This is a genomic window from Bartonella sp. AA81SXKL (genome assembly GCF_042196945.1).
Taxonomy (GTDB): domain Bacteria; phylum Pseudomonadota; class Alphaproteobacteria; order Rhizobiales; family Rhizobiaceae; genus Bartonella.
Map to the genome: position 1 here is coordinate 1 of NZ_JBHIRH010000002.1, position 26,066 is coordinate 26,066.

Consider the following 26,066-nt stretch of genomic DNA (forward strand, 5'->3'; position numbering starts at 1 on the left):
AAGGCGCCCAAGCCCATTTCACGGCGCCGACCGTGAATGGTATAACGATAAAGCCATTGAGCACCACCATCTTTACGTTTGTGAAGTAGCAAGCCGGCACCATCATTATATTTACCAGCTCCCAATGTTGCTACAGCCCTTGCATTAAGACGATTCATAAGAACCATTTTTACTCCTTTCTTGTACAATTTTTACCCACACATCAACCCCGCTTGTGACGTGCAAACGAATGGTTTTGATTGATTCAAGATAAGCAGATTTGAAATGAGAGAATCCTACAGTATTAGTTTTTTCATTCAATATGAAAACAATAAGTTATCATTATAAATCAATACATTACACACTGGTTGCGCGACAAATAAATATGTTTCTTCTTGTGTTGGTTGGTTACCTATTTATTTAAGCCGGCAAGATCTGAACACCATTAGCTCAAACTTAGCAAGAGAGATCTTAAAGCATAACAAGCAGGGTCAACGCTTGTGTGGGTGGAAACATGGTTAGAAAAAAATCCAAAAAATACACAGAGCTTACAGAAGCAGAAAAAGAAATGCTTCAAGAAATGATCATCACCTATCAAAGCGTGAAAATGATGTCTCGCTTGATGAAGTGGATAGCATTTTTTCTTTTTTTGCTTATCCTTGATTTTGCATGCCTCATGGATGCGATAGACAACATCTTCGCTCATTTGAAGCAGTGGTTCTCAAAGAATTAGAAAAACTGTCATACAAGCAAAAACTTCGAAAAATTCTTTTTACTATGAATTGGAGATCCAATCATAAGCGTAGTTCAGAATGCAAACCAAGTCGTAAGAGCTCGAGTGTTTTGGTATTCGGCTTTCGATAGATCAAAACTAAATCTGGCTTGATATGACAATCACGACAATTGCGCCATTGACCTGTTAGCGCATAATCTCTCCAATGCGCTTTTAGCGGTTCATTCTCCGCTAACGCTTTGACCAAAAGCAGCAAATCCTTCTCTAGTGTATTAGCATACCTACCTTTGCTTTCACGTTTAAGGTCAGACCGGAATGAACGCGTATAGACAATATAGCAAGCTTAGGTTTTCTTTTCAGATTTACGCATTTCGGTTCTATCTTCGCGTATCATGGTCCTTAAGCTGTCTAATAATGTACGTTCGACGCATCCCATTTCGACATCCTCGATAGCTCGTAATGTTTCCGGATTTGGTTGAAAGATCCAAGCGGTAATGTACGATCTCTAGCAATGCGGGTCATAAACATGCGTACTACATCCGATACAGTTAAACCCGTAGACTTAATAACTGCACTTGCAATTTCTTGAACTTGATCAGGTATGCGGGCTTGAATTTTTCCCATTGCTAAATCCCCTATTCAATTGTAGCACAATGTACTGTACGTTAAGTCTATGTCAAGAGTTTCAACAATAGCTTTTCACAAGAGAACTTAGCAAAATTCAAAAAATTATTAGAGAAAGTTAGCAGAATAAGATATGTTTTGTAGAAGAATATTGGAAAATCCTATTCCCTAACCTTTATTTATGAACCCCATACTTAAAAAACATATAAATCAATGTGATATATGAATAAAAAAGAGCATAATATCACTAAAAGAGTGTTATAGAAATGATGTGTCATGACGATTCTACCACTCGATAGTGCTTCGATAAGAGAGGCAATAGCGCTTCTTGAACAAGGGAAGTTAGTAGCATTACCAACGGAAACTGTTTATGGATTAGCGGGCGATGCAACCAATGGGAGAGCAATTTCTTCTATTTATTCTACAAAGGGTCGTCCGCAAATTAATCCTCTTATTGCGCATGTCAGCGGCATCGAAATGGCGGAACGTTATGTTAAAATTGACTTTCTTTCACGCCAATTAATGGAGGAATTTTGGCCAGGTCCTTTGACATTGGTTTTGCCTTTAAAGGAACAGCATAATATCCATCCTTTAACAACCTCTGGTTTGAATACCTTGGCTGTTCGTTTTCCAGACAGTCGTTTTGCGGAAGTGGTACAACATTTTGGCCGCCCACTTGCTGCTCCTAGTGCGAATCAATCGGGGCGTCTTAGCCCTACTTCAGCTGAGGCTGTTTTTGCATCTTTGGGGGAATCTGTTCCTTTGATATTGGACGGAGGACCTGCTAAAATAGGGCTGGAATCAACGATTATTAAAATTTGTGGTGAAAATATTTATCTTTTGCGTCCAGGGGGGCTTGCGGCTGATGAAATTGAAGAAGTTGTGGGGAAGCCTTTAAAACGGATAGATCAAAGGGCGGCGATTGAAGCTCCTGGGATGTTAAAGTCGCATTATGCTCCCAATGCCACGGTTCGTTTGAATGTAGAAAAGGTGGAAAATGGTGAAGCGCTTTTAGCATTTGGTTCAAAGCGTGTTATGGGGGCTGAAAATGCCGTTTCTATTTTAAACCTTAGCGAAGATGGAAAGTTAGAAGAGGCAGCCTCTCATTTATTTCAATATATGAAGGAATTAGATTCATTTAAAGTGAGATGTATCGCAGTAGAACCTATTCCATTATACGGATTAGGGGAGGCTATCAATGATCGTCTTATACGGGCTGCGGCTCCAAAGGAGAAATGAACATGGAGCAGGAATTAATTGAAGGGTTTAGGGAAATTGTTGGTGCTAAGCATGCTATAACAGATCAAGCGTTGATTGCACCGTATTTGCTTGAAGAGCGTGGGCTTTTTCATGGAAAAACACCTTTACTTTTACGTCCATCTTCTTGCGCAGAGGTCTCATCGATTATGCAGTTAGCGAGCAAAACGCGCACACCGATTGTGCCACAGGGTGGAAATACAGGGCTTGTGGGGGGACAACAACCAGATGAAAGAGGAGAGGGCGTTCTTTTATCCATGGAGCGATTAAATAAGATTAGAGCTATAAATATTGAAGGAAATTTTGTTGTTGTAGAGGCTGGTGTTATTTTACAGGATTTACAGAAAAAAGTGGATGAATCAGGTCGTTTTTTCCCTCTTTCTTTGGCATCTGAAGGTTCTTGCCAAGTAGGAGGAAATCTTTCGTCGAATGCTGGAGGGACAGCTGTTTTAGCCTATGGCAATATGCGTGATCTTTGTCTTGGTTTAGAAGTTGTTTTACCGGATGGGCGTATTTTAGATGATTTGCGTTTTGTTAAAAAAGACAATAGCGGTTACGATTTAAAAGATCTTTTTATTGGTGCAGAAGGTACATTGGGTGTTATAACCGCAGCCGTTTTGAAGATGTTTCCAAAAATAAAAGGAAAAGCTGTTGCTTTGGTGGGATTATATAGTCCGGCGAAGGCTTTAGAGTTTTTATCTCTGGCTCAAGAGTATGGAGGAGGGATGTTGACAGGTTTTGAGCTCATGGGAAATCTCAGTTTGCAAATGGCTTTAGATTATAAGATGTGTGAGAAGCCTCCTCTTCAGCGGAAACATGAATGGTATGTATTAATGAACATTTCATCGTTGCAAGGCAATGATGAGGCGTTATCGGTATTGAGTACTATTTTAGAAGAAGCTTTAAAGAATGCGGTGATAGAAGATGCAGTTGTTGCGCAATCTTTAAAACAGCAAGATTTTTTTTGGCAATTACGAGAAAGTATATCATTAGCACAAAAGTTAGCAGGAGGGTCCATTAAGCATGATATTGCAATCCCACTTGCTTCTATTCCTGATTTTATTGCTGATGCAGCGCTTATTGTTGAGGATATTGCTCCAGGAGCACGGGTGATTTGTTTTGGACACATGGGCGATGGAAATTTACATTATAATATTACACAACCTGTAGGAGCTGATACGACAGTGTTCTTGCAGTTATGGTCAACAATGAATCATCGCATTCATAGTTTAGTGGTGGACTATAGAGGTGCATTTTCTGCTGAGCATGGAATTGGTCAGCTTAAGCGCGAAGAACTTCGTTCTTTTAAATCGCCTGTCGCATTGGATATTATGCAAGGGATTAAAAAAACGTTCGATCCTTTAGGGATAATGAATCCTGGAAAAGTATTATAATTCAAGAATGGTGATCATGCATTTTTGTTTAGATTTTAATAACCAAAAAAGAAACCAGTTGTTTTTTATTCAAACTTTTAATAATCCAATGAGAAAAAGCTGCTAAAGGGTGTATGTTATTTAAGATAAATTGGGATAATGTATATGGCTAATCAATGCTTTAATCAGGCAAAAGCGGTGCTTGAATTTCGGTTAGATCCGTGCCATTTGCCACAAACGACGACATATTTTTCATCCAAAACGGGTAATCAGGTTATTTGTTCGTTAAATGAGCGTGGTGTTTCTTTTAAAACGGATATGCCTTCAAGCTTATCGCATTTAATACCCCCTTATCATTTTCAAGGAATTGCAGCACGTACCGTAAAAACGCGTTCAGGAGAAAGAGCTGTTGCATTAGAATTACTTCATGCCGATGAGGAAGCTTGTATACCGCTTTTGGTTTCCAGAGATTTGAATAATGTTCTTCTGGATTGGCGGTTATGGGCGGATACTTATGGCCTTCCCATGCTTATGATCAATGAAGATAATCGCATTCTGGTTGTAAAAGATCGTTCTGATTTACATCGATTTTTTGGTACAACAGCACATTCTAAACAAAAGCATTTTTTACTTCGTTATAGCAATCCGTTAGGCTTGCGTTTGGTGATTGCGAATCGAATTGCACTCCAGTAAATTAACATGCATTCATTTTTGTACTACCGTCAGCATTTATCTTGTTGTGCTGTAAAACATCGTTGTTTGGGGAGGTAACATAAGGCATGTAAACTTCACACATGAAGTGTTTTTAGAAGATATGGCGAATATTCTTAAGTTTGCTTGTAGGTCTTTGTGTAAGTGCAGCATATTAATGAGAATTCAGACCTTTACAGACGGGATTTGGTGTGACTTTTGGTTCTTTAAAACAAAGAGAAAGTCAATGATTGTAAATGAGAGTTTTTTGACACCATACATTGGCAGCAGGAATCGATGATGTAAAACGCTTTTTTCAGAGAGGTAAAAACGGTTTTCATAACAATAGAAACTGTTTTTTTGCGGTATAATTTTGGGTTTTTGCCACATTATTAAAAACACCAGAAGATTACTGGAAGTGTTTTTGAATTTTTTTATAAATCATTTCTTCATGTTGAATGAAAGCTTTGAATATTGCAGAATATTCTTATTTCATCTCTCTTTTATAATCAAAATCATTTAGATAGAAAGGGTTATCGTAATATTGAGAATTGGAAAATACAATGATGGTATAGGTTTTTATTTTTATTCCAGAAAGCTGGCAGAATGGATTTATACTATTTGCAGGTAGTGTCGTAAAATGGGAATGATAAGCATGAGAGATATTGTTTAAGAGTTTGTATGTGAATAACATAACTATCTTTTTTGGGCATTTCATTTTTCGTAAAAGCGGAATTTCACTAAAAACGCGATAAATAAAAGAAATGATAGTATATACGTTTTTCCTCAGGATTTTATAAGAAAGAAAGTGTTTATAAAAATGATGAGAAAATGCGTTTAAAGTAAAGACAACAGTAAAATGATTATTTTATATTACATCTTCAGATTCAGAAAATTTTCCTATTTTATCATGAGTAGATATCCTATTTACAATATTTGATTGTTCAAAGGAAAGCACACTCATTTTTTCAAAATTATGGTCAACGTAAAACAGTGAGAAAATTTTTGTATCATGCTCTTATATAAAATAAGAAAATCGTAAAAAAAGAATATTCAAAGGATTTAATTTTCTCGCGCAACGGCTCTCCATCCGATATCTCGACGAACAAAACCTTCTGGCCAATCAATACAATCAACAGCTTCATAAGCACGTTTTTGTGCATGGGTAATCGTTTTTCCTGTTGCTGTTATATTGAGTACACGTCCACCATTTGCAATGAGTTCTCCATCACGCAACACTGTACCAGCTTGAAAAACTTTCACATCGAGAAGAGTGTTTACTTGATCAACGTTACGGATAACAGTACCTTTTTGGGGAGAGTCTGGATAACCATTAGCAGCCATAACAACGGTGAGAGCTGTTTTTTCAGACCACCGAAGAGGCTGATTTTCAAGTTTTCCTTGAGCTGCAGCAAGAAAAATTGGCAAAATATCATCTTTGAGGCGCATCATTAAAACTTGACATTCAGGATCACCGAATCGTACGTTAAATTCAATTAATTCGGGTCCTTTTTGCGTTATCATTAATCCGACGAAGAGAATACCTTTAAAGGGGGCACCCATTTCTTTCATGCTTTTTAAAGCTGGTTCAACAATTTCTTTGAGAGTACGATTCACTATTTCTTGGGTCATGATGGGCGCTGGTGAATAAGCACCCATACCACCGGTGTTTGCTCCAGTATCCCCATCACCTACACGTTTATGATCTTGAGCAGATCCAAAAGGAAGAGCAACTTTACCATCACAAAGGCAGAAGAAGCTTGCTTCTTCACCTTCAAGAAAAGATTCTACAACAATTTTGTTTTCTGCATCTCCAAATGTACTTTTGAAGCAGGCATCAACTGCGTTAAACGCTTCTTCCATAGTTGTTGCAACCACGACACCTTTGCCAGCTGCTAAGCCATCAGCTTTAATAACAATGGGAACACCTTGTTGCTGAATGTAAGCTTTAGCTTTAGAGGCATCATTAAAGCATTGGTAACTTCCTGTAGGAATGTTATTCTTCCGACATAAATCTTTTGTAAAGGCTTTTGAACCTTCTAGTTGAGCAGCTTTTTGAGTAGGACCAAATACACAGATGTTAGCGCTATTAAGAGAGTCTGTTATACCCGCCACCAAGGGTGCTTCTGGTCCTACAATTACAAGATCAATAGAATGTGCCTTACAAAAATCAATAACAAGGGGATGGTCATCAATGTTCAAATTAATATTTTCACCAAATTCTGTTGTTGCAGGATTTCCAGGAGCACAATATAACTTTGTTAGCAGTGGTGATGCTGCTATTTTCCATGCTAAAGCATGTTCTCGTCCACCTGAGCCAATAAGAAGAATATTCATTGCTTGCTCCTCTCATAAAAGATAATTAATCTCATCCTCTTCTCATAAGAATGAAATGTCTCTATCGCAAGACCAAAGGTAAATCATTTGATGAAAAAAAATAAAAATATCGCGCATGTTCAGTCCTATGATAGCCAAGGACGGGTTATGGATGCATCTTCCAAACAATGGGTCTACAGCTTCCTTCCCCGTTCTTTATGGTTTTATGCGCAATTGGCGCGTTGGGATCGACCTATCGGTTGGCAATTGTTGATGTGGCCTTGTTTTTGGTCAACAACAATGGCTTTTTTCTCTTATAACATGCATTACGATACTCTTTTATCAATGTTTCTTCATTGGGTTTGGTATCTTTTTCTTTTTTTTCTGGGATCTATTGCTATGCGAGGGGCAGGATGTACTTGGAATGATCTTATTGACCATAAAATTGATGCTCAGGTAGAAAGGACACGTTCTCGCCCATTGCCAACAGGACATGTGAGTCGGTTTCAAGCGAGAGTTTTTATCCTTGTGCAATGTTTTGTTGGTTTAGTCGTTTTATCACAATTTAATAGGTTTAGTTTTTTTCTAGGTATTTCGTCATTGATAGCTGTTGCATTTTATCCTTTTATGAAACGCGTAACATATTGGCCGCAGTTTTTTTTAGGCGTTGCATTTAATTGGGGGGCATTAATGGGGTGGGCTGTTGTCTTTGGAAGTTTAAGCTGGGCACCAATCTTGCTTTATGTGGGATCAATTTTGTGGACCATAGGATACGACACAATCTACGCACATCAAGATAAAGAAGATGACGTTACTGTTGGTGTCCGTTCTACGGCTCTTCTTTTTGGTAAAGCAACCAAGCGTGCTTTAGTATTTTTGTATGGTGGTTTTGTGATGTTCGTTAGTCTAGCATTTTATTTAGCTGGAGTCCCTGTTCTTAGTTTTTTGGGGATTTTTGTGGCAAGTATCCATATGTTTATTCAAATTAAAGTCATTGATATAGATGATAGTTCACAATGCCTCAGGCTTTTCAAATCTAATTCGCTTATTGGTTTTGTGATTTTTTCTGGTTTAGTATGTGGGGGTATATGGATGATATTTTATCCTGCGGTCTAAAAATAAGTTAGCTAAAATCATAGTTTCTACTGAATACAGTATGTTTTTTTTAATAAGCTTGTTGCTAATCTATTTTTAAGCAATACAGTAGAAAATATCACCAATTAACCTTTACAGTGAAAATAAAATTCTTCTATTTAAATAGAATAAATCATCTTCTTTTAGAATTTTTCGAATAAAAAATATTTGTTTAATTGTTGCGAAGAAAAAATCTTCATAACGATGAAGTTTGAAGGATTAGGGATAAAGTTTTTGTCTTTTCCAATCGCTGTGTTCAACACAATCCCGTGTAAAAAGCAAACGATCATGTAAACGAAATGGGCGATCGCACCAGAACTCTATAGAAAGGGGTTTAACACGAAACCCAGACCAATAAGGTGGTCGTGGAATATTGCCTAGAGCATAACGCGCAGTATATTGAGCAATTGCTTTTTCGAGCACAAAACGATTGTCTAAAGGTTGAGATTGTTTAGAGGCCCATGCACCAATTCGACTACCACGTGGTCGCGATTGGAAATAGGCATCGGCTTCCTGTTGACTTACTTTTTCAACGATTCCTCTAATTCTGACTTGACGACGGAGTGATTTCCAATGAAAACCTAAGGATGCTTTCATTGATTTTAAAATTTCTTGTCCTTTACAGCTTTCATAATTGGTATAGAAGACGAATCCTTGGGGACTGTAGTCTTTGAGGAGAACCATACGAACATTAGGGAGTCCTGTTTCGTCAACTGTTGCTAATGCCATAGCATTCGGATCATTTATTTCACTTATCGTTGCCTCTTCAAGCCACTTTGCGAAAAGTTCAAAAGGTTTTTGCATTTTCATAAAATGATCATCTGTTGGTATTTTTGTGCTCATAGTTTCTCCAAATATCAGTGAGCATGGGTGAGGCATTTTCTCATTTACTTGATCATCAAGAAGTTACAGTACTATTTTTTCTTATTTTCAAAAAGCCAATGCTATCGTGTATTTCTATGGTAGTTTAATTATTTTTTACTTTAGCATAGACTACAAGGAGCTATATTAAATAAATGTCTCATTTTATCTGGTATTTTAGTTTATTGATAGACATATAAAGAGAAAAGAAGAAATTATTCTCTAGAATAGACTAATGAAGCTATAAGGGATATTGAACAACGTATCAGTTGATATTTTGAAAACGAAGAAATTGAAAAGAGGGCAATATGCGTGATCCCTACACGATTCTGGGTGTGGCACGTACCGCAAAATCGCAAGAGATTAAATCGGCATTTAGAAGATTAGCGAAGAAATATCATCCAGACCATAATAAAGATGATACAAAGGCTAAAGAGAAATTTGCTGAAATTAATCAAGCCTATGAAATTATAGGTGATAAAGATAAAAAGGCACAATTTGACCGCGGTGAAATTGATATGGAAGGAAAACCGCTTTATCAAGCCTATGGTGCTGGTGAAAATTTTAGCAATAAACAAAATCCCTTTTCAGGAAGAGCAAAGGGATTTGATTTTTCCTCTTCAGGTGGTGCAAGTTTTGATGCGAGTGATATTTTTCGGGATCTGTTTGGAGGAGGAGGTAGCTTTTCGAATTCCACACACTATAACCGTCCCCAACAAGGAGCACATGTTCGTGCTAATCTTGCCATAACATTAGAGCAGATGGTTGGCGCAGAAAAGGTGGAGGCTGTTTTTCCAAATGGAAAAAAGTTAAAAATTAAACTTCCAGATTATATTGAAGACGGACAGACTATTCGTTTAAAAGGTCAGGGAGAAGAGGTACCTCACGGGCAAGCAGGAGATGCGTTGATAACCATTCAGATTCAAAAACATCCTCGTTTTCGGGTTGAAGGAAAAGCACTCCATCTTGATTTACCAGTTTCTCTTAAACATGCTGTTTTGGGAGCAAAAGAAGAAGTTGAGACGTTGGAGGGGCGTGTGGTTTTAACGATTCCTGCGTGGTCAAGTTCTGATCGCGTTTTACGGTTGAAAGGGAAAGGGCTTCGTTTAAAAAATGGTACAAGAGATGATCTTTATGTGCATGTTCGCATTATGTTGCCGGGAGATGAAAATGCCGCCGCACTAGAACAGTTTTTGCAAATGCAACAAGATTAATTTTAAAAATTTTATATATAAAAGCGTAGTTTTTGTTTGATTTTAAACCAATTGCTTGAAGAAAAAGTTGACCTGTGTCATAGGCAGGTGAATAATACTAATTTTAAGTAACAATGGGGCAGTGCTGATGGCTAAGGGTAATGGTTTATTGTACGGTAAGCGTGGTTTAATTTTGGGGTTGGCCAATAATCGCTCCATCGCTTGGGGAATCGCTAAAGCGGCAAGTAGCGCAGGGGCAGAGCTTGCTTTTACCTATCAGGGTGAAGCAATGAAAAAGCGTGTCGAGCCTTTGGCTGAAGAATTAAAGGGATTTGTTTGTGGACATTGTGATGTTTCTGACAGTGTCTCTATTGATACGGTCTTTAGAGAAATAGAGAAGAAATGGGGAAAACTTGATTTTTTAGTTCATGCTATTGGTTTTTCTGATAAAGATGAATTAAGTGGTCGTTATATTGATATCAGCGAATCAAATTTTATGATGACGATGAATATTTCCGTTTATTCCCTAACAGCTCTAACGAAGCGTGCAGAAAAATTGATGCCAGATGGTGGTTCAATCTTGACACTAACCTATTATGGTGCAGAAAAGGTTGTTCCCAATTATAATGTAATGGGGGTTGCCAAAGCCGCTCTTGAAGCGAGCGTGAAATATTTAGCGGTAGATTTAGGTCCCCAAAATATTCGTGTTAATGCTATATCTGCTGGACCAATTAAAACGTTAGCGGCTTCTGGTATTGGTGATTTTCGTTATATTTTAAAATGGAATGAATATAATGCTCCATTACGTCGTACGGTAACAATTGAAGAGGTTGGTGATTCTGCGCTTTATTTTCTTTCAGATTTGTCTCGTTCTGTTACCGGTGAAGTCCATCATGTCGATTCGGGTTATAATATCATAGGTATGAAGGCAGTTGATGCACCAGACATTTCTGTCGTTAAAGAATAAAGTTTGGTTTATAAGATTTTATTAGACAGCAGTAATTTGACCAAATTTAAGGTGTCCAAGAGTATTTGGAAGAAAAGAGTTGTCTTGTGTATAGCACACAACATACGTTATCGTTGTATATATTTGACAGAGAAATGGATCTTTTTTCATGTCGCATAATACATTTGGTCATTTGTTTCGTGTAACAACATGGGGTGAAAGTCATGGTGCTGCTCTTGGTTGTGTCATTGATGGTTGTCCACCTGGAATTATTTTTACTCTTGCAGAAGTTCAAGCTTATCTTGATAAACGCAAGCCAGGACAATCAAAATATACAACGCAGCGCCGAGAACCAGATGAAGTAGAGGTCCTTTCAGGAGTTGTTGTTCAAGACGATGGAACGACATTGGTGACAACAGGTACACCAATTTCTCTGTTGATTCGAAATACAGATCAACGCTCTCAAGATTATGGAGCAATTGCTCATCAGTATCGTCCAGGACATGCGGATTATACTTATGATATTAAATATGGCATTCGTGATTTTCGAGGCGGGGGACGTGCTTCGGCACGGGAGACGGCAGCACGTGTTGCAGCAGGTGCATTTGCTCGTAAAATCGTTCCTGGTTTGATTGTACGAGGAGCAGTGATAGCAATTGGTCCTCATAATATTAATCGTGATCGTTGGGATTGGTCAGAGGTTGATAATAATCCTTTTTTTACAGCTGATGCAGAGATGGTTCACATTTTTAGTGACTATATCAGTAAACTCCGTAAAGAGGGGACATCTGTTGGTGCGGTTGTTGAGATCGTTGCAGAAAATGTTCCGGCAGGTTTAGGAGCCCCTATTTACGCAAAGCTTGATCAAGATATTGCCTCGTTACTTATGTCGATTAATGCGGTAAAAGGTGTGGAAATTGGTGATGGTTTTGCGGCAGCCCGCTTGAGGGGAGAAGAAAATGCCGATGAAATGCGAATGGGAAATGATGGAAAACCGCTTTTTTTATCCAATCATGCTGGTGGTATTTTAGGGGGAATATCGAGTGGACAGCCAATTGTTGCACGTTTTGCTGTAAAGCCTACTTCATCAATTTTAACACCTCGTCGTTCCATTGATGTTGATGGTCATGATATAGACGTTATAACAAAGGGACGTCATGATCCATGTGTTGGGATTCGTGCCGTTCCTGTTGGTGAGGCGATGGTTGCTTGTGCTATTGCTGACCATTATCTAAGACATCGCGGTCAAGTTGGGTGATTGAAAAGGTGAACAATGGCGTATGATGAAAAAAAAATTGTTTCTGCACTTAAAGCTTTTGAACGCGGTGAAATTGTTGTGGTGACAGATGATGATGACCGTGAAAATGAGGGTGATTTAACTGTTGCTGCAGCGCATTGTACAGAAGAAAAGATGGCGTTTATTCTTCGTCACACAACAGGTATTGTGTGCACACCTATGCCAAAAAAAGAAGCAAAACGGTTTAATCTTTCTCCTATGGTACCAGATAATAACTCTGCACATGGGACGCAATTTACGGTTACTGTTGATTTTAAACACGGCATAACAACAGGAATTTCAGCGCATGACCGTACATTAGCTGTACGTAATCTTGCGAATTCAAATGCAAGTGCGGATGATTTTGTTCGTCCAGGGCATGTTTTTCCTTTAATTGCGCATGAAGGGGGGGTGCTCATGCGTTCAGGTCACACGGAGGCCGCTGTTGATTTATGTAAATTATCTAATTTGCCGCCGGTTGGTGTTATCGGTGAATTAGTCAATGATGATGGAAGCGTTAAACATGGCGATCAGATTATGAAATTTGCGCAAGAACATCGGTTGCATATTATAACGGTTGCAGATTTAATTTCTTACCGCCAACGTAAGGAAATATTGATCAAGCATGTTGGAGAAATGCTTATTGAAACATCTGTAGGTCCCGCTATTGTTCAAAGTTATCAACTCCCTTGGGAAGTCGTTCAGCATATTGCAATTGTTTTTGGTGATGTCCGTGAGGGTGAGAATATTCCTGTGCATTTACATCATGAAAACATTATAAGTGACGTTTTTTGTCAAACTTCAGATATTATGGTGATGATGCGGCGTATGATGGAAAAAGAAAAACGTGGCGTATTTATTTATTTGCGTGAAGGATCTGTTATACAATCAACTGTTGGTATTCAAAACATGACAAGAAACAGTTCAGAAAACCATGTGCAGGCGATTGAACGCGAAGAAGAATGGCGCAAAATTGGTTTAGGATCACAAATTTTAAAATATTTAGGAATAGGCTCTGTTATTGTTTATGCTTCTAAAGAGCATCATTATGTAGGTTTGGAAGGTTTTGGAGTTCGTATATCCAGAACAGATATTTTTTGAGGTTCATATGAAAAAAGAGATACAAGAGGGGGATATTACGACCTTAAGCTTTGAGCAAGCGCTTAAGCAACTTGAAGTTATTGTCGAAAATTTGGAACGTGGCGATGTGCCTTTGGAACAATCCATTGATATTTATGAACGCGGTGAAGCGCTTAAAAAGCATTGTGAAAAACTCTTAAGAGTTGCTGAAGCTAAAGTTGAAAAAATCCAGCTTTCAGAAGAAGGTTCTCCAGAAGGAGTGGAACCACTTGATGCTAAATAATTTAAATCTTTTTGGATATTTATTGTGGGACTTAAGAGAAGCAATAACCTTAGTTTATAAATAGAAAGTTTTATTGATTTCTTTTTTATAAAATAAGTTAAAAATGAGGAAATTATAGCTCATCTCAAATAGAAAAGAGCATTTTTCAGTAAAAAAGATGCAAAACTGTAAATAAAAGAGTAGAGAAGATATATTTTTATCATTGTGTTTTCTTGAGTTAAGATAATAGAAAGGATTTTTTTTGTCTCAGGTCTTAACACCATTGCTTGACCGTGTTTGTTTTCCGCAAGATTTGCGGGCATTGCCTGAGTCTGATTTGGTACAGTTGGCTGATGAGTTGCGGACCGCAACAATTGATGCGGTTTCTGTAACAGGTGGTCATCTTGGCGCGGGACTTGGTGTTGTTGAGCTCACTGTTGCATTACATTATATTTTTAATACACCAGAGGATAGGATTATTTGGGATGTTGGTCATCAAACCTATCCACACAAGATTTTAACGGGGCGTAGAGAAAAAATTCGCACATTACGTCAAGAGGGCGGATTATCGGGTTTTACAAAACGTTCAGAAAGTGTGTATGATCCATTTGGAGCGGGGCATTCGTCTACTTCTATTTCAGCGGGGCTTGGTATGGCGGTGGCAAGTGCTTTGAAAGCAGAGACAAGACGCAATATCATAACTGTCATTGGTGATGGTGCAATGTCTGCGGGCATGGCTTATGAAGCAATGAACAACGCTGGTGCTTTGAATGCACGCTTGATTGTTGTTCTTAATGATAACGATATGTCTATAGCACCACCTACAGGTGCTATGAGTGCACATCTTGCACGATTAGTGTCTCGTCCTTCTTATCGTCATTTGCGTGAACGCGTAAAGATGTTGAGCGAAAAATTGCCAAAGTTTTTTTTGGATAAAGCCCGTCGTTCAGAGGAATTTGCGCGTGGCCTTTTGGTTGGGGGAACTTTATTTGATGAGCTTGGCTTTTATTATGTTGGCCCCATAGATGGGCACAATTTGGGGCATTTATTGCCTGTTTTTAAAAATGTTCGTGAATATCCTAATGGTCCTGTTTTGGTGCATGTTGTAACCCATAAGGGAAAGGGATATCCACCTGCAGAGGCCTCGTCTGATAAATATCATGGTGTTAATCGTTTTGATGTCACGACAGGAAAACAGGTAAAAGCATCAAGTAATATTCTACCCTATACCAAGGTATTTTCTAAAGCTTTAATAGAAGAAGCTCGCCATGATGATAAGATTGTTGGCATAACAGCAGCGATGCCAACAGGGACAGGTCTTGATTCTTTTGCGAAAAAATTTTCTGAAAAAATGTTTGATGTTGGTATCGCTGAGCAACATGCCGTAACTTTTGCGGCAGGACTTGCTTGTGAAGGGTATAAGCCTTTTGTTGCAATTTATTCTACTTTTTTACAGCGTGCTTATGATCAAATTGTTCATGATGTATCAATTCAAAAATTACCGGTACGTTTTGCTATTGACCGAGCAGGTTTTGTGGGGGCAGATGGTGCAACACATGCTGGAAGTTTTGATATTGTTTTTTTGGCCACTCTTCCTGACTTTGTTGTTATGGCACCTTCTGATGAGCTTGAACTGATGCATATGGTGCGTACAGCTGCAGCTTATGATCAGGGACCAATTTCTTTTCGTTATCCGCGTGGTGAGGGGATTGGTATAGATTTACCGCAACGTGGTGAGTTATTAGAAATTGGAAAAGGGCGCGTTCTGCGTGAAGGAAATAGAATCGCTTTGGTTTGTTTTGGAACGCGGATGTCAGAAGTGTTGCAAGCTGCTGATGCGTTGGAGGCTGAAGGATTGTCTACAACGGTTGCAGATGCACGGTTTGCAAAACCTTTAGATAAGGATTTGATGCGTCGTTTGGCACGTGAGCATGAGGTATTGGTGACAATTGAAGAAGGGGCAATCGGTGGATTTGGAGCGCACATATTACAATTTTTAGCGCAAGAAGGGCTCTTAGAGCATGGTTTGAAAGTTCGTACACTAAAATTTCCTGATGAATATTTGAATCATGGTTCACCAGAAAAAGTTCTTTCACGTGTCGGACTTGACGCTATGGGTATTTTAAGCACGGTTTTTGCTGTTTTGGGACGCGAGATTCGAACAGAATAGAAAATTCGAGTATGAGATGGCTTCCAGAAAAAGACTCGATATTTTTTTAGTTGAAAAAAACTTTTTTACGACACGTTCACGCGCACGTGATGCAATTATGCGCCAAACTGTTAAAGTTAACGGAGAAATCGTTTTTAAAGCTGGGCAAATCGTTTTTGATGATGCAGAGATTACCGTTTGTGATCCAGCACAGAATTATGTTTCTCGGGCAGCGTTAAAATTGATTGCTGCACTTGATGCATTTCCAATTATAACAGATAAAGTGACAGCCATTGATGTTGGTGCATCAACAGGTGGTTTTACGCAAGTTCTCTTAGAGCGTGGAGCAGATCATGTCATTGCCGTTGATGTTGGGCATCATCAATTTGATAAACGTTTATTGGGCAACAGTGCTATAACGTTATTAGAAGGCTTGAATGTCAGAGATTTTAAACAGGAACATTTAGGTGGGCGAGAAATTGATCTTATCGTTTCAGATGTTAGCTTTATTTCGCTCAAACTTGCATTGCCTCCCGTGTTGTCTTTAGCCAAGAAGGGAGCCCAAGCTGTTTTACTGGTAAAGCCTCAGTTTGAGGTTGGTCGTAAACACTTTAGTAAGGGAGGAATATTAAGTCCATCAAGTGCTAAAAAAATTGCTGAGGCGCTTTTTGTTTGGTTAAATACACAAACAGGGTGGAGTGCAAAAAGTTTAATTTCTTCCCCTATTACAGGTGGTGATGGCAACGTGGAATATTTACTATTCGGAGAAAAACAAGAGTGAATGACAATGTCATAATCGATCATATCGGAGCAAATGGTTATGGTACTGCTAAGACGTCTCACGGCTTCGTTTCTGTTCCTTTTACTTTACCAGGAGAGTGTGCTGAAATTACGGTTCATGGAAAATATGCAACATATATAGCATTAAAAGAAAAATCATTAGAACGCATTGATACTCTTTGTCAGCATTTTGGAGAATGTGGAGGGTGTACTCTTCAGCATTGGCATATGGATGCTTATCGCGTATGGAAACAACAATTGGTTGTTGATGCGCTTAAAAAGTATGGACTTAATAATGTTGTTGCGCCTTTAATAGAATGTAAACCTTATAGCCGACGGCGGATTACTCTAACAGCATCTATGACCCCACAGGGGCAAAAAGTTGGTTTTAACCGTTATCTCTCTCATGAGATTGTAGCTCTTGAGGAATGTCCAGTAAGCCGTCCAGAGCTTATTTCTCAGTTGCATAATATTAGAGAGCTCTGTGCTTTTCTAAGCAGCTCTGCCAAACGGTTTCATGTTACGATAACATGTGTTGAAAATGGTTTAGATGTTGCTTTAAGCGGTTGCATTATACACCATGAATCACTTCGTCAGAAAATGATCAGTGCTGCTCTTTCATATGGGATTATACGTTTATCTGTTGACGGTGAAGTTTTGGTTGAACGAGAAAAACCAGAGATTTACTTTGGAGATGTCCGTGTTGAATTTCCTTCTGGTGGTTTTCTGCAAGCAACTTGTGAAGCTGAAAATATAATGGGCAATATTATTTTGACTCATTTTAAAAAAGTAAAGAATGCTGTTGATTTGTTTTCAGGGGTAGGAACATTTACCTTGCGTATGGCAAAAAAGATGAATGTTCATGCAGTAGAAAATAATGAAGATGCATTAAGAAATCTAAATACAGCAGCACGTTTTGCGACTGGTTTAAAAACGTTCACTTGTGAAAAACGTGATCTTTTCCGACATCCCCTTTCTGTAAAGGAACTTGAATGTTTTGAGAGTGTTGTTTTTGATCCTCCCCGTGCTGGTGCAGAGCAACAAGTACGTGAATTAGCGAAGACAACAGTATCACGTGTTGTGGCAATTTCTTGTAATCCTACTACATTTGCTCGTGATTTATCTCTTCTTGTTGCAGGGGGGTATACAGTAGAAAAAATCATACCGATTGATCAATTTTTATGGTCACCACATGTCGAAATTGTTGCTGTTTTGAGCAAAAAGAAAAAAAAGAAAGGTTGGAAACTTTAGCCTAATTTTTTTTAATGCTATGAAGATTTTTTAAAAGTTGACCTGTGTATTATTATAAAATCTCTCCAAAATTTATCTATAATAATAATCTTTTTCTCGTTGAGTTAAGAGCACTGAATGTAGAAAGTGTTTTTTTCTTTTAAGCTTTTTTATTATGAAATATAAAAGACAAGTTACCCCACACAAAAAAACCACAAAAGACTAATGTATTACGAAGAAGATGTGTCTGAATAAGCCTGTGCCGTCGTTATATTTGCCATCCCCTAATGTTTCTTAAAACTCTTGGTACTTGAGACGGCCCATAAGAGGAATCTTTAGTTCTTTCTTGTACAGTTTTTATCCATATAACTCTCCCCGCCTGTAACGTATAAACGAATGATTTTGATTGATCCAACAGACACAGATTTAAAATGAGAGAATCTTACGGTATTCAAGGTTCTAATAAAATATGAATAACGCTAGATTATCTTTATAAATCAATTCATTGTAACATCCCCCTCACAAAATGGTCGTAATAGACGAGAAGGAGGCAATACTGGGAAGGAATGAGCAAGCTTATTCCTCTATAAGCGCAGTTCCACCGATTGTCATATTATTGATTCGAAGATGAGGTTGACCAACACCAACAGGGACATTTTGCCCTGCTTTTCCGCACATGCCAATACCATTATCAAGTTTGCTATCATTGCCAATCATTGTAATACGTTTCATGGCATCTGGTCCATTACCGATAAGGGTTGCACCTTTAATAGGCGCTACAATTTTACCATTTTCTACTCTGTAAGCTTCAGTACATTCAAAGACGAACTTTCCAGAAGTGATATCAACTTGTCCTCCGCCAAATGAAACAGCGTAGATACCGTTTTTGAATGATGATAGAATTTCTTCAGGTGTTTTATCGCCTCCTAGCATGATCGTATTAGTCATCCGCGGCATTGGTGCATGTGCATAGGATTCACGCCGTCCATTTCCAGTTGGATTAACCCCCATAAGTCGAGCATTTAGTCTGTCTTGCATAAAGCCAACGAGTTTTCCATCTTCAATAAGAACATTATATCCTGATGGGGTTCCTTCATCATCAACAGTAAGTGAACCACGGCATTCGGGAATTGTACCATCATCAACAACTGTAACACCTTTTGCGGCAACTTGTTGGCCAAGAAGTCCAGCAAAAGCAGAAGTTTTTTTGCGGTTAAAGTCACCTTCCAATCCATGACCTACGGCTTCATGAAGCATAACACCGGGCCATCCATTGGCTAAAACAACATCAAATGTTCCTGCTGGCGCTGCTTCTGCTTCTAAATTTGTTAAAGCCATACGTAAGGCTTCATCTGCAGCTTTTTTCCAATTGTCTTCATGAATAAATTGGTTAAATGCTTGTCTCCCTCCACATCCATAAAAACCATTTTCACGTCGATTGCCTTCAGCTGCGACCACAGATATAGAAAGTCGCACAAGGGGACGAATATCACGAACCAAATAACCATCTGCACGTAAAATTTCAACATGTTGTAGCGAGCCGGAAAGAGAAACAGTCACCTGATGCAATTTATCATTTTTAGCACGTAAATAGGCATCAATTTTTTGCAAAAGAGCACTTTTTTCTTCAAATGATGGAGAATCAAGGGGATTATGCGGTTGATAAAGTCTTTTGTTTGTTTGTTGAGGTGCTATGCTATAAGTCCCTGCATGATTATTATAGGTAACAGCTTTAGCAGCTTCACTGGCACGTTTGAGTGCAGCAGCTGATAACTCACTAGAGTGAGCATATCCAGTAGCCTCTCCAGCAACAACGCGTAGTCCAAATCCCATATCTTGATGAAATGAGCCGTTTTTAAGCTGTCCATTATCAAATAAAAGAGCTTCGCTTTCTGTATACTCAAGGTAAAGCTCACCATCATCAGCATGATGAAGTGTTTCCTGTATAAGTGATTGCACTTTAGAGGAAGCAATATCAAAATGATCAATCAGCGATTTCATAAGAATTATCCTATTTTTATGGGGGCTTAGAAGATTTTTATCAATCTAATTTTAAGAATCTTTCAAAATATACGATGAGATTTTGATTGTTTAAAATGTATTGATTTCATTCATGTCGGTAAGGTTGCATAGGCGTCGCCAAGACCATGAAGGTCAACAAAACCTCCAATCCCTTGTTCAGGAGTTGTAAAGATAAAATAGGTTGCCATTTTTCCTTTTAAAAAGAGCTGCAATATGTCTTCTTTAAGAAAGGCTTCAGCAACACAATTATCACCAAGACAACGACGATATTCCATTCTGCCCATATTTTTATCGTCAATTTTAATTCCAACGCCAGGACGTAATTCAACGCGAATCGGAACAAAAACACGCATCAAGGCACCTTGCTTTTGAGGAAGTTTATAAAATGTAACGCGCAAGGTAATATCTTGACGCCCTTGTGTGTGAACGTTTTGTACAACTTCACACTGCATGTTAGGTGTACCTGGTGGTAGAGAACACACTTTTGTCCATGCACCATAGGTTTGTGGAGCAGGGACATCTTGTGCATAGGGTGTTTGTGCAAATGCATGACTGATAAAACTACTATAAAGTGTGTAAAGAACAGCACCAATAAAAAAAGTTTTTTTGAGTAATTTATAAAGTATCACAGAAAATCCTATCCGACTCAACACCCACAACCATGCATAGATTTACATAAAAAAATGAACTCCCCATAAAAAACTATAACACAAAATCAGTATTTACCCAAATATATTAATTCATATGATATATTTTTATGATACATTTGTAATGTGGAGAGAACGTTGATTGAAAAAATGTATTTTTATTGCCAATATTTCCATTTACTTTTAGGGGATACGTGCGAAAGAGATATTTCATATTTTCTTAAAAATACGATTGGTCTTAATTGGTCATTTCCATACGCTAGATAATATTTGTCAGATAATATTGGGTTTGTGAATGACAGAAATGGAAAAGGGCTTTGAGTGGAATGTCAGTTTCAGAAGAGTTATCTGTTGTGAATGGTAAATCAACGCCACCAAAATCCGGTATTGGTGATTACATCACATTATTAAAGCCACGTGTTATGTCTCTTGTGGTTTTTACGGCTCTGGTTGGTTTGCTTGTATCGCCTGTTCCTATCAATCCGTTGTATGGTTTTTTAGCAATTTTATGTATTGCTGTTGGCGGTGGTGGTGCGGGAGCATTGAATATGTGGTATGATGCTGACATTGATGCTGTGATGGAACGAACTAAAAAGCGTCCTATTCCCATGGGTAAAATCAGCTCCCAAAAGGCATTTATTTTTGGCATGGTTCTTTCTATGCTCTCGGTATTGGTTATGGGGAGCTTCATTAATTGGTTTGCGGCATTTTTTCTTGCGTTTACGATTTTCTTTTATGTCGTTATCTATACAATTTGGTTAAAGCGTATCACACCACAAAATATTGTTATTGGTGGTGCTTCTGGGGCTTTTCCACCAATGATTGGATGGTCCGTGACAACAGGGACAGTGAGTATTGATAGCTTTTTATTATTTTTAATCATTTTTATGTGGACCCCTCCTCACTTTTGGGCTCTTTCTTTATTTTCATCTCTTGATTATGAGGCTGCAGGTATCCCTATGATGCCTAATGTACGAGGTGAGCATTCAACAAAAAAACAGATTTTATTTTATACTGTTTTGATGGCATTATGCGCTGCTGCTCCGTGTTTTACTGGTCTTGGCGGAATTTTTTATGGTATTTTTTCAACAATTTTAAGCATTATCTTTATTTATTTTGCCTATCGTTTGTGGAAAGCTGATACACATAATGAAACTATTTTGATGGCCAAAAAAACGTTTTTCTTTTCATTACTTTATTTGGCAGCTATCTTTGGAATTCTTTTGATTGAATCTCTTGTTTGGTATTTTATCGCTCTTTAGTCGCGTAAAATGAAGGAGCAAATTTTAAAAGAGCTTTTCTTCAAGAAAATGCTGTAAGAAAATACGATAGAGTGTGTTCTTATACAAAAGATGATATTGCGCGTTTTTTTACATTGCTTATTCATGTATAATGATAGGTTGTTTGAATATGATAAAGCTATAGAGATTAAGGATGATTATGTCTGGACTTCCCCCTTTAACGATACGTCTTTGTGGTCCACGTGGATTTTGTGCAGGGGTTGATCGTGCTATCCAGATTGTTCTGCTTGCATTAAAAAAATATGGTGTTCCAGTATATGTTCGTCATGAAATTGTACACAACCGCTACGTGGTTGAGGGATTACAGCAACGGGGTGCTGTTTTTGTCGAAGAACTTAATGAGATTCCAGAAGAACATCGCAATCAACCAGTTGTTTTTTCTGCTCATGGTGTACCAAAATCTGTTTCAGAAGAAGCACGATGCTATAATTTGTTTTATCTCGACGCAACATGTCCGTTGGTCTCGAAAGTTCATAAACAAGCGATACGACATCAACGTCATGGTCGTCATGTTATATTGATTGGTCATGCTGGTCATCCTGAAGTGATAGGGACAATGGGACAGCTTGAAGAAGGGGTTGTGACGCTTATTGAAACGATAGAAGATGCTTTGCATTATCAACCCAATGATCCAGATAAATTAGGATTTGTTACACAAACAACGCTTTCTGTTGAAGATACTGCAGGAATTATCGATATATTACAACAACGTTTTCCTACATTAGCAGCCCCAGCGGCTGAATCAATTTGCTATGCTACAACGAATCGACAAGATGCGGTTAAAGCAGCGGCAAAGGGGAGTGATTTGTTTTTGATTGTTGGAGCACCAAATTCTTCTAATTCACGACGTTTAGTAGAGGTTGCCGAAAAGTCTGGTGCGCGACAAGCTATTTTAGTTCAGCGCGCTGATGAAATTAATTTTGAAAACCTAAAATCTCTTTCTATTGTCAGTCTTTCAGCAGGGGCTTCGGCTCCTGAAATTATTATTGATGAAATTATTTCAGCGTTTCGTGAGCGTTATGATGTCACAATAGAATTAGCTGAAACAGCGGTAGAAACGGAAAAATTTTTAGTGAGTCGCGAATTACGTGACGTCATTTTAACGTCTCAAGATATGGCTTTCGTCAATGGTCAAGCAAATAATGCAAAAAATGAAAATCAGAATACAGACATGTCTACAACGAAAGCAGAATAATGGCCGTTTATACAGATATTCACCCAAATGATTTAAAAGTGTTTTTAACACGTTATGCAATAGGATCACTTTTGTCTTATCAAGGTATAGAAGAGGGGATTGAAAATTCCAATTTTATGTTAGAGACAACACAAGGGCGATTTATTTTAACACTTTATGAAAAGCGTATTTCAGAAGATGATTTACCTTTTTTTTGTCGCTTGATGCAGCATTTAGGACAACGTGGAATTCCTTGTCCTAAACCTGTTATTCAAAATGATGGAATGATGATCTGTGAATTAGCAGGACGTCCTGCTGCTATTATTACTTTTCTGGAAGGAGAGTGGATCCGCCAGCCCAACATAGATCATTGTGGCGAAGTGGGGATGGGGTTAGCACAATTACATTTAGCAGGACAGGATTTTACACTCAGTCGTAAAAATACTCTTTCTGTTATGGATTGGCAGGTATTGTGGCAACGTTGTCAAACCAAAGAAGATGCATTGTTAAAAGAATTTGGACAAAAAATTGAGTTGGAATTGGCTTTTTTACAGGAAAATTGGCCGTTCAATTTACCAATAGGCATTATTCATGCAGATTTATTTAATGATAACGTTTTTTTTGTGAATCATCGTCTTTCTGGGATGATAGATTTCTATTTTGCTTGTAATGACTTTTTTGCTTATGATTTAGCGATCTGTTTAAATGCTTGGTGCTTTGAGCCTGATCATTCCTATAATCTTACCAAAGCACGTAAGTTATTGGAAAATTATCAAAAAATAAGACCATTGATCCCTTTAGAATTGGACAAGATGGTTTTATTAGCTCGTGGTGCGTCTCTACGTTTCTTACTCACACGTCTATATGATTGGTTTAATACACCGCCTAATAGCTTTGTTATTAAGAAAGATCCATGGGAGTATTGGCACAAGCTTTGTTTTTTCAGTAATGTAAATTCGCTAAGTGAATTAGGTTTTTAAATTTTATGGCAACTCAACAAAAAGTCGTTGAAATTTATACAGATGGTGCTTGCTCAGGGAATCCTGGAATTGGAGGGTGGGGGGCAATTTTACGCTGGAATGGTCATGAACGGGAGCTTTATGGCGGTAAGGTCCATACGACAAACAATCAAATGGAACTCATGGCGGCAATTTGTGCATTAAAGGTGCTTAAAGAGCCCTGTTTGGTCGATCTTTATACAGACTCAGTTTATGTACGTAACGGTATATCTAAGTGGATTGAAGATTGGAAAAAGAATAATTGGCGCACCGCATCAAAAAATCCTGTTAAAAATATGGAGCTATGGCAAGCTCTTGAGGATGCTAGTTCTTGTCATACAGTTAGATGGCACTGGGTAAAAGGGCATGCGGGACATCCAGAAAATGAACGCGCAGATGCCCTTGCTCGCAAAGCAATTACTCAATATCGTGAAAATGGACGTTTTCTAGCATAATTGCTGTTTGAGAGCTTTTTCTTTTATCACGGAGACGCAAGAGGGGTTGGCTGCGTATGGAATATGAATGTTCCACTTAAGGCGTGATCTTTAAAAGAAACTGTATAAAAAATTTTTTGGTTTATTTCTTCTGGTGCGAAATAGAGTGGAGCATTAAAGAGTGTATATTCTGCGTTATCACTGACTTTTCTTGCTGCTCCAATTTGCATTTCTCCTCCATCTAAAAAGAGAGAGGAAGGAGTGGTTTTGTTATTATTTTGTATTTTTATAAGAAGGGTACTGTTATTTTTTTCGGCACTTATTTTTAGTGCATTCTGCGCCATGCGTGGCAAAGAATCTTGCGCCTTTTTTAAGAAGGAAGCAGGAAGCTGTTTATTTTTAAGAGCAGATGGCGAAAAATCAAAGTTAACAGTAAATGGAAGACAGATTTTGTGACATAATCCAAGAGTGAAAGCACCACTTAAATTTTTGCTTGAACTAGAAAGATTGAAGGGCAATATTACTTTATCTTTATAACCTAATGACCAATCATTTTCTGTTTCAAAAAGCTGTGGAGTAGGATAAAAGATTTCATAAGAAATCTGTTGGTTGAAATTAAAAAATGGTGCCATGCCAGAATTACCTGGATTACGCCAGTAAGTTTTCCATTCTGGTTTAAGCTCAATTTCAATAATGCCTTCTCTTATTCCAGAAAGAGAAGGTTCAGTGATCGCTAATCGGATACGACCACCATCTGATTCATACCAAGATGTTGCGAAAAGCTGGAGTTTTTGTTCTGTTTGAGCATTTACAGGAATGTTAAGTAATTCTAAAACTATGAATGTTAAGCTTAAAGTAACTAAAAGCTTTTTATAAAAGAAAGTTGCGATATTTTGTAAATTTGTAAATATATAACTTTTTTTCATTGGAGTTTTATTTTCCTAGTGTGCTAAATGAACAAACTTTTATCATGTAAATTATGGAGAATAACAGATTAATGAAGCGGTGTAATGGCTTTTTAGGTGGACAATTACTCATAGCAATGCCTGGGATGAATGACAAACGCTTTATTCGTTCTGTTATTTATATTTGTGCGCATTCTGATGCCGGTGCGATGGGCATCATTCTCAATCAATTGCATCATATTGATTTTCCGGAGCTTTTGCTTCACTTAGGAATCATAGACAGTGGCCAAAAAAAAAGTCTTTCTGAACCAATAAAACAGTTTCCAGTTCGCTATGGTGGTCCTGTTGATCCTTCGCGTGGTTTTGTTCTTCATTCAGATGATTATGCTTGTGAAGAAACTGTTTTTATTGCAGATAAGATCTGTTTTACTGCGACAATTGATATATTAAAAGCGATCAGTTGCGAACAAGGTCCGCAACATGCACTGGTCGCATTAGGCTATGCTGGATGGAAAGCGGGGCAACTTGAGGCAGAAATTTCTACAAATGGGTGGCTAATCAGTTCTACATCACCTAGTTTTCTTTTTGAAAGCGATTTAAGCTGCAAATATGATAAAAGTTTAACACGCATGGGTATCGATCCAACTTATCTTGCTTCTGAAATGGGACACGCGTAGAGTTTTTTCTAAGCTTTTTAACTTT

At 38.1% G+C, this 26,066-nt stretch carries 25 protein-coding genes and 1 pseudogene; 18 read left to right on the plus strand and 8 right to left on the minus strand.

The window, feature by feature from the left end; all coding sequences use genetic code 11:
• Window positions 1-167: Arm DNA-binding domain-containing protein (locus tag ACFINZ_RS01275; protein ID WP_375701145.1), on the minus strand; the 167-nt coding region annotated here is incomplete at its 3' end.
• Between the two features lie 326 nt (window positions 168-493).
• Between ACFINZ_RS01275 and ACFINZ_RS01280 the strand changes: the two genes are divergently transcribed.
• Complete coding sequence (locus ACFINZ_RS01280; RefSeq protein WP_375634205.1) at window positions 494-712, plus strand: hypothetical protein; 219 nt, start codon at window positions 494-496, stop codon at window positions 710-712.
• A gap of 61 nt (window positions 713-773) precedes the next feature.
• Here ACFINZ_RS01280 and ACFINZ_RS01285 read toward each other — a convergent pair whose 3' ends face one another.
• Both ACFINZ_RS01285 and ACFINZ_RS01290 read right to left on the minus strand, forming a co-directional pair.
• Complete coding sequence (locus ACFINZ_RS01285; RefSeq protein WP_375701146.1) at window positions 774-1,046, minus strand: type II toxin-antitoxin system YafQ family toxin; 273 nt, start codon at window positions 1,044-1,046, stop codon at window positions 774-776.
• 9 nt (window positions 1,047-1,055) lie between these two features.
• Window positions 1,056-1,336: pseudogene (locus ACFINZ_RS01290) on the minus strand (type II toxin-antitoxin system RelB/DinJ family antitoxin).
• A 276-nt stretch (window positions 1,337-1,612) separates the two neighbouring features.
• Between ACFINZ_RS01290 and ACFINZ_RS01295 the strand changes: the two are divergent.
• The 3 genes from ACFINZ_RS01295 to ACFINZ_RS01305 all read left to right on the plus strand — a co-directional run bounded on the left by ACFINZ_RS01295 (window position 1,613) and on the right by ACFINZ_RS01305 (window position 4,659).
• On the plus strand, window positions 1,613-2,575 hold the full coding sequence (locus ACFINZ_RS01295) for an L-threonylcarbamoyladenylate synthase (RefSeq protein ID WP_375620641.1): 963 nt from the start codon (window positions 1,613-1,615) through the stop codon (window positions 2,573-2,575).
• A 2-nt stretch (window positions 2,576-2,577) separates the two neighbouring features.
• Window positions 2,578-3,987, plus strand: coding sequence for an FAD-binding oxidoreductase (locus ACFINZ_RS01300; protein WP_375634207.1), 1,410 nt, complete (start codon window positions 2,578-2,580; stop codon window positions 3,985-3,987).
• A 144-nt stretch (window positions 3,988-4,131) separates the two neighbouring features.
• On the plus strand, window positions 4,132-4,659 hold the full coding sequence (locus ACFINZ_RS01305; RefSeq protein WP_375628324.1) for a DUF6101 family protein: 528 nt from the start codon (window positions 4,132-4,134) through the stop codon (window positions 4,657-4,659).
• A gap of 1,059 nt (window positions 4,660-5,718) precedes the next feature.
• Here ACFINZ_RS01305 and purD read toward each other — a convergent pair.
• Window positions 5,719-6,993: a phosphoribosylamine--glycine ligase gene (gene purD, locus ACFINZ_RS01310; RefSeq protein ID WP_375634209.1), complete on the minus strand. Its 1,275-nt coding sequence runs from the start codon at window positions 6,991-6,993 to the stop codon at window positions 5,719-5,721.
• A gap of 90 nt (window positions 6,994-7,083) precedes the next feature.
• Here purD and ubiA point away from each other — a divergent pair, with 90 nt between their 5' ends.
• Window positions 7,084-8,088, plus strand: a complete 1,005-nt coding sequence (gene ubiA, locus ACFINZ_RS01315; RefSeq protein ID WP_375634211.1) for a 4-hydroxybenzoate octaprenyltransferase — start codon at window positions 7,084-7,086, stop codon at window positions 8,086-8,088.
• A gap of 237 nt (window positions 8,089-8,325) precedes the next feature.
• Here ubiA and pdxH read toward each other — a convergent pair whose 3' ends face one another.
• A complete protein-coding gene (pdxH, locus tag ACFINZ_RS01320; protein ID WP_375611119.1) occupies window positions 8,326-8,949 on the minus strand; it encodes a pyridoxamine 5'-phosphate oxidase in 624 nt (207 codons plus the stop codon).
• A 326-nt stretch (window positions 8,950-9,275) separates the two neighbouring features.
• On the opposite strand from pdxH, the gene ACFINZ_RS01325 reads away from it, so the two are divergent.
• The 8 genes from ACFINZ_RS01325 to ACFINZ_RS01360 all read left to right on the plus strand — a co-directional run bounded on the left by ACFINZ_RS01325 (window position 9,276) and on the right by ACFINZ_RS01360 (window position 17,904).
• Complete coding sequence (locus tag ACFINZ_RS01325) at window positions 9,276-10,181, plus strand: DnaJ C-terminal domain-containing protein (protein WP_375634213.1); 906 nt, start codon at window positions 9,276-9,278, stop codon at window positions 10,179-10,181.
• Between the two features lie 127 nt (window positions 10,182-10,308).
• Window positions 10,309-11,127 (plus strand): enoyl-ACP reductase FabI, encoded by an 819-nt coding sequence (gene fabI / locus ACFINZ_RS01330; protein WP_273787904.1) that lies wholly within the window; start codon window positions 10,309-10,311, stop codon window positions 11,125-11,127.
• A gap of 148 nt (window positions 11,128-11,275) precedes the next feature.
• Window positions 11,276-12,364, plus strand: a complete 1,089-nt coding sequence (gene aroC / locus ACFINZ_RS01335) for a chorismate synthase (protein ID WP_375634294.1) — start codon at window positions 11,276-11,278, stop codon at window positions 12,362-12,364.
• A gap of 15 nt (window positions 12,365-12,379) precedes the next feature.
• Complete coding sequence (gene ribB / locus ACFINZ_RS01340) at window positions 12,380-13,483, plus strand: 3,4-dihydroxy-2-butanone-4-phosphate synthase (protein WP_375634292.1); 1,104 nt, start codon at window positions 12,380-12,382, stop codon at window positions 13,481-13,483.
• 7 nt (window positions 13,484-13,490) lie between these two features.
• Entirely contained in the window at window positions 13,491-13,745 is a 255-nt protein-coding gene (locus ACFINZ_RS01345; RefSeq protein ID WP_375618413.1) for an exodeoxyribonuclease VII small subunit, read from the plus strand.
• A gap of 241 nt (window positions 13,746-13,986) precedes the next feature.
• Window positions 13,987-15,894: a 1-deoxy-D-xylulose-5-phosphate synthase gene (gene dxs, locus ACFINZ_RS01350; RefSeq protein WP_375634219.1), complete on the plus strand. Its 1,908-nt coding sequence runs from the start codon at window positions 13,987-13,989 to the stop codon at window positions 15,892-15,894.
• Between the two features lie 16 nt (window positions 15,895-15,910).
• Complete coding sequence (locus tag ACFINZ_RS01355; RefSeq protein ID WP_375655278.1) at window positions 15,911-16,654, plus strand: TlyA family RNA methyltransferase; 744 nt, start codon at window positions 15,911-15,913, stop codon at window positions 16,652-16,654.
• Window positions 16,651-17,904 (plus strand): class I SAM-dependent RNA methyltransferase, encoded by a 1,254-nt coding sequence (locus ACFINZ_RS01360; protein WP_375634223.1) that lies wholly within the window; start codon window positions 16,651-16,653, stop codon window positions 17,902-17,904. The genes ACFINZ_RS01355 and ACFINZ_RS01360 overlap by 4 nt, the downstream gene beginning before the upstream one ends.
• 555 nt (window positions 17,905-18,459) lie before the next feature.
• On the opposite strand, the gene tldD is transcribed toward ACFINZ_RS01360, so the two are convergent.
• Window positions 18,460-19,884: a metalloprotease TldD gene (tldD, locus tag ACFINZ_RS01365; protein WP_375634225.1), complete on the minus strand. Its 1,425-nt coding sequence runs from the start codon at window positions 19,882-19,884 to the stop codon at window positions 18,460-18,462.
• Window positions 19,885-19,994: 110 nt separating this feature from the next.
• Window positions 19,995-20,534 (minus strand): invasion associated locus B family protein, encoded by a 540-nt coding sequence (locus ACFINZ_RS01370; RefSeq protein WP_375611128.1) that lies wholly within the window; start codon window positions 20,532-20,534, stop codon window positions 19,995-19,997.
• A gap of 344 nt (window positions 20,535-20,878) precedes the next feature.
• Here ACFINZ_RS01370 and cyoE point away from each other — a divergent pair, with 344 nt between their 5' ends.
• From cyoE to rnhA, 4 genes are all read left to right on the plus strand, one after another.
• Complete coding sequence (gene cyoE, locus ACFINZ_RS01375) at window positions 20,879-21,814, plus strand: heme o synthase (RefSeq protein WP_375634227.1); 936 nt, start codon at window positions 20,879-20,881, stop codon at window positions 21,812-21,814.
• Between the two features lie 178 nt (window positions 21,815-21,992).
• Entirely contained in the window at window positions 21,993-23,048 is a 1,056-nt protein-coding gene (gene ispH, locus ACFINZ_RS01380) for a 4-hydroxy-3-methylbut-2-enyl diphosphate reductase (RefSeq protein ID WP_375636191.1), read from the plus strand.
• The gene (locus ACFINZ_RS01385) at window positions 23,048-24,007 is read left to right on the plus strand and encodes a homoserine kinase (RefSeq protein ID WP_375672016.1); all 960 of its coding nucleotides are present in this window, start codon (window positions 23,048-23,050) and stop codon (window positions 24,005-24,007) included. Before ispH ends, ACFINZ_RS01385 begins: the two co-directional genes overlap by 1 nt.
• 5 nt (window positions 24,008-24,012) lie before the next feature.
• Complete coding sequence (gene rnhA, locus ACFINZ_RS01390; RefSeq protein ID WP_375701123.1) at window positions 24,013-24,480, plus strand: ribonuclease HI; 468 nt, start codon at window positions 24,013-24,015, stop codon at window positions 24,478-24,480.
• Window positions 24,481-24,506: 26 nt separating this feature from the next.
• Here rnhA and ACFINZ_RS01395 read toward each other — a convergent pair whose 3' ends face one another.
• On the minus strand, window positions 24,507-25,385 hold the full coding sequence (locus tag ACFINZ_RS01395) for a protein-disulfide reductase DsbD domain-containing protein (RefSeq protein WP_375634235.1): 879 nt from the start codon (window positions 25,383-25,385) through the stop codon (window positions 24,507-24,509).
• 71 nt (window positions 25,386-25,456) lie between these two features.
• Between ACFINZ_RS01395 and ACFINZ_RS01400 the strand changes: the two genes are divergently transcribed.
• Entirely contained in the window at window positions 25,457-26,041 is a 585-nt protein-coding gene (locus tag ACFINZ_RS01400) for a YqgE/AlgH family protein (protein WP_375613019.1), read from the plus strand.
• Window positions 26,042-26,066: the final 25 nt, after the last annotated feature.

What these genes read in the sequence shown, in the direction of transcription:
- ACFINZ_RS01280 (WP_375634205.1), top strand. Translation starts at nt 494, where the DNA reads ATGGTTAGAAAAAAATCCAAAAAATACACAGAGCTTACAGAAGCAGAA.
- ACFINZ_RS01295 (WP_375620641.1), top strand. Translation starts at nt 1,613, where the DNA reads ATGACGATTCTACCACTCGATAGTGCTTCGATAAGAGAGGCAATAGCG.
- ACFINZ_RS01300 (WP_375634207.1), top strand. Translation starts at nt 2,578, where the DNA reads ATGGAGCAGGAATTAATTGAAGGGTTTAGGGAAATTGTTGGTGCTAAG.
- ACFINZ_RS01305 (WP_375628324.1), top strand. Translation starts at nt 4,132, where the DNA reads ATGGCTAATCAATGCTTTAATCAGGCAAAAGCGGTGCTTGAATTTCGG.
- purD (WP_375634209.1), bottom strand. Translation starts at nt 6,993, where the DNA reads ATGAATATTCTTCTTATTGGCTCAGGTGGACGAGAACATGCTTTAGCA.
- ubiA (WP_375634211.1), top strand. Translation starts at nt 7,084, where the DNA reads ATGAAAAAAAATAAAAATATCGCGCATGTTCAGTCCTATGATAGCCAA.
- pdxH (WP_375611119.1), bottom strand. Translation starts at nt 8,949, where the DNA reads ATGAGCACAAAAATACCAACAGATGATCATTTTATGAAAATGCAAAAA.
- ACFINZ_RS01325 (WP_375634213.1), top strand. Translation starts at nt 9,276, where the DNA reads ATGCGTGATCCCTACACGATTCTGGGTGTGGCACGTACCGCAAAATCG.
- fabI (WP_273787904.1), top strand. Translation starts at nt 10,309, where the DNA reads ATGGCTAAGGGTAATGGTTTATTGTACGGTAAGCGTGGTTTAATTTTG.
- aroC (WP_375634294.1), top strand. Translation starts at nt 11,276, where the DNA reads ATGTCGCATAATACATTTGGTCATTTGTTTCGTGTAACAACATGGGGT.
- ribB (WP_375634292.1), top strand. Translation starts at nt 12,380, where the DNA reads ATGGCGTATGATGAAAAAAAAATTGTTTCTGCACTTAAAGCTTTTGAA.
- ACFINZ_RS01345 (WP_375618413.1), top strand. Translation starts at nt 13,491, where the DNA reads ATGAAAAAAGAGATACAAGAGGGGGATATTACGACCTTAAGCTTTGAG.
- ACFINZ_RS01355 (WP_375655278.1), top strand. Translation starts at nt 15,911, where the DNA reads ATGGCTTCCAGAAAAAGACTCGATATTTTTTTAGTTGAAAAAAACTTT.
- tldD (WP_375634225.1), bottom strand. Translation starts at nt 19,884, where the DNA reads ATGAAATCGCTGATTGATCATTTTGATATTGCTTCCTCTAAAGTGCAA.
- cyoE (WP_375634227.1), top strand. Translation starts at nt 20,879, where the DNA reads ATGTCAGTTTCAGAAGAGTTATCTGTTGTGAATGGTAAATCAACGCCA.
- ispH (WP_375636191.1), top strand. Translation starts at nt 21,993, where the DNA reads ATGTCTGGACTTCCCCCTTTAACGATACGTCTTTGTGGTCCACGTGGA.
- ACFINZ_RS01385 (WP_375672016.1), top strand. Translation starts at nt 23,048, where the DNA reads ATGGCCGTTTATACAGATATTCACCCAAATGATTTAAAAGTGTTTTTA.
- rnhA (WP_375701123.1), top strand. Translation starts at nt 24,013, where the DNA reads ATGGCAACTCAACAAAAAGTCGTTGAAATTTATACAGATGGTGCTTGC.
- ACFINZ_RS01395 (WP_375634235.1), bottom strand. Translation starts at nt 25,385, where the DNA reads ATGAAAAAAAGTTATATATTTACAAATTTACAAAATATCGCAACTTTC.
- ACFINZ_RS01400 (WP_375613019.1), top strand. Translation starts at nt 25,457, where the DNA reads ATGAAGCGGTGTAATGGCTTTTTAGGTGGACAATTACTCATAGCAATG.